The organism is Mesorhizobium sp. M7A.F.Ca.CA.002.09.1.1 (assembly GCF_003998555.1).
In the GTDB taxonomy this organism is placed as follows: Bacteria; Pseudomonadota; Alphaproteobacteria; order Rhizobiales; family Rhizobiaceae; genus Mesorhizobium; species Mesorhizobium ciceri.
The window spans coordinates 1-2,685 of sequence record NZ_RZRR01000779.1 but is presented as its reverse complement, the minus strand read 5'-3'; the positions used below and the strand labels follow the sequence as shown (position 1 = coordinate 2,685).

The following is a 2,685-nucleotide window of genomic DNA, read 5'->3' as shown; positions in this document are numbered from 1 at the left end:
AAGCACGACCCGGGCACAAGGCCTGGCGCTACCATCGCCTCATCGAACGCCTTGCCGGCAAGCGGCTGCCTGTCGATCATCGGCTGGAGCCTAGCCCGGCCGCACGAGCGGCGGCCAGGAGCCTTGCGGACGGCAAGCATGCTCCCTTGATCATTATCGCGGCGCATGGCAGCGCCAGCAAGCGCATGTCGGCGGATCAGGTTGCCGCAATCGCCGACAGCCTGATCGCCGACGGGGTGAACCTTCTCTATGTGAAAACCCCCGGCGACGGTCCCGATATGGCTGAGCTGGCTCAGCGCGTGCCGAAGCTGCGGCTTGTCGATTCCGCCGCGATCGGAGGTGTCGATATCGGTGACATCTTGCTGGCGCTCGGCGAGTTTGCCGATCTTTACATCGGCGCCGAAGGCGGTACCGCACATCTCATGGCAACGGTGATGACGCCGATGGTTATCCTCAATGGCGGCGCCAACATGGCCCGTTGGAGGCCGCTTTCGAACTGCGTGGACGTGATCGCGACCCGCCATGCCAGCCCGACCGGCCTGGTCGCCGATGTCCCGGCGCCGACAATCATCGAAGCGGCGCAACGGATGCTGGCGACACGCCGCCGCGACCATCCCCATCTACCGGATCTCGCAGGCCTGTCAGCGCAGCAGCCCTGGGGCAACGACATGCGTGAAGACGTGAAGCGCGCCGTTTGAGTTCGAATTTATTTGGACGCGCTTCGAAGCGTGCTGGGATTCAGGTCGGGCATTTGCAGGCCGGCCTCCCCTGAACATCGGCGCCATGGTACAATGGGTTCGGTGGAGCGAAGCGCTGCAACCGTTCGATGCTGACCACCGGCACAATGCAGGCGGAGTTCTCGGCGCGGCAGAACTGGCAGCCATCGTAATGGATTAGGCATAGGTCAGCACTTCTTGATCTTTGATTCCAATGGAGTTCCTCTCAGTCCTCAATGAGAATAGCTAATGCCAGAGAACAGCGCGCCGAACACAAAGCATGGCGGCGAATGGACAATAGCCTGGCGCTTGGTCGTGGTGGCGGCGGCGGCGATTAACGTTGCGATGCTCTTGGCCGCGCTGTCCGTCGCGCAAATTCGTGGTCTGGACGCGTGGATCTTTTATCGAGATCCATCCGCAGCCGCCGGAGTCGGTTTCTATACGGGGTGGATTTCGTCCCTGGGTGCTTCGCTATGGATCGGCTCCGGCGCCGCAACCCTGTTTGCTGGCCTGCTCACGCGCCGATGGGATTGCACGTTTCTCGGCGGCCTTACCCTCCTCTTGGGCCTCGATGACCTGTTGTTGATCCATGAGGACGTGCTGCCCATTGTTGGGATACCGGAGATCGTTCCGATGATTGCCTACGCCGCCGCCGGGTTGTTCTGGTTCTTCCGGCTGCGACGGAAACCATTCGACGGCACGATCATCTTTGTGGCCGCAGGCTTCCTGCTGGCGATGTCAGCATCGATCGACCAGCTCGGAGAGCTGTTTCCTACCCCCGGTTCTGCGGCCGCCATCGCCGAGGACGTCGTCAAAGAGCTTGGCATCTTCCTCTGGGCGGCAGGTGCCGTTGGGTACGCGGCGATGGTGACACGATTGGGCCGCCCGTGGGTGGATCCAGCCGGTCCCAACTCTACAGACTGACTGCCGCACGCGGGCATTTTCGACCAGACTAGTCCAGATCGAACCGCGCGATGACAGGCACATGGTCCGACGGGCGCTCCCAGCCGCGCGCCAGACGCAGGATCTCGTAGCCGGAAAAGCTGGGCACAAGGTTCGGCGACGACCAGACGTGGTCGAGGCGGCGGCCGCGATTGGACAGCTCCCAATCCTGCGCGCGATAGCTCCACCAGGTGTAGAGCTTCTGCTCATCCGGCACGTTGAGCCGCATCAGGTCGGCCCAGTTGCCGGCGCGACGCATCGCCTCGAAATTTTCCGTCTCGACCGGCGTGTGGCTGACCACGTTGAGCAATTGCTTGTGCGACCAGACGTCATGTTCGAGCGGGGCGATGTTGAGGTCGCCGACCAGCACCGAGCCGGACACCTCGTCATGTTCTGCCCGGATGGCATTCATCTCGGCAACGAAATCGAGCTTGTGCTTGAACTTCCTGTTGATGACGGGATCCGGTTCGTCGCCGCCCGCCGGGACGTAGAAATTATGCAGCAGGATCGCCTTGCCGCCGGCCCGCACCGTCACCGAGAGGTGCCGGCTGTCCTCGATTTCGCAAAAGCGTCGCTTTTCGACCAATTCGATCGGCCGCCGCGCCACGGTTGCTACGCCGTGGTAGCCCTTCTGGCCATGGAAGGCGATGTGCTCGTAGCCGAGCTTGCGGAAAGCCTTCTCGGGGAACAGTTCGTCGGGAACCTTGGTTTCCTGCAGGCACAGCACGTCGGGCGCATGCTCGACGAGCAGGCGCTCGACGATCGGCATGCGAAGGCGAACGGAGTTGATGTTCCAGGTGGCGATGGAGAAGGGCATTTGGCAATCCAGGACAGCGTGCAACCGGCCAGAACCGATGGGTCCCGGCGGGGAAGACGCCTTTTGACGGAGTCGGTCCGGGAAATTGCCAGCCGCAAGCCGCAAAGACAAGCCGGGCAACGCTCGACGAGGCGCGGCCCGGTGCTTTCCACAGCTATTGGAGCGTTTGAAGCTAGCGCGCCTTGTTGGTGTTGAGCTCGCGGTTCGCCG

General features: G+C 62.6%; 3 protein-coding genes. 2 read left to right on the top strand and 1 reads right to left on the bottom strand.

Annotated elements, in window-relative coordinates; all coding sequences use genetic code 11:
* On the top strand, nt 1-698 hold a 698-nt coding region (locus EN994_RS26110; RefSeq protein ID WP_164746200.1), incomplete at its 5' end, for a glycosyltransferase family 9 protein.
* Nucleotides 699-965: 267 nt separating this feature from the next.
* Complete coding sequence (locus tag EN994_RS26105) at nt 966-1,640, top strand: hypothetical protein (RefSeq protein ID WP_127307926.1); 675 nt, start codon at nt 966-968, stop codon at nt 1,638-1,640.
* Nucleotides 1,641-1,668: 28 nt separating this feature from the next.
* On the opposite strand, the gene EN994_RS26100 is transcribed toward EN994_RS26105, so the two are convergent.
* On the bottom strand, nt 1,669-2,475 hold the full coding sequence (locus tag EN994_RS26100; protein ID WP_063169524.1) for an exodeoxyribonuclease III: 807 nt from the start codon (nt 2,473-2,475) through the stop codon (nt 1,669-1,671).
* Nucleotides 2,476-2,685: the final 210 nt, after the last annotated feature.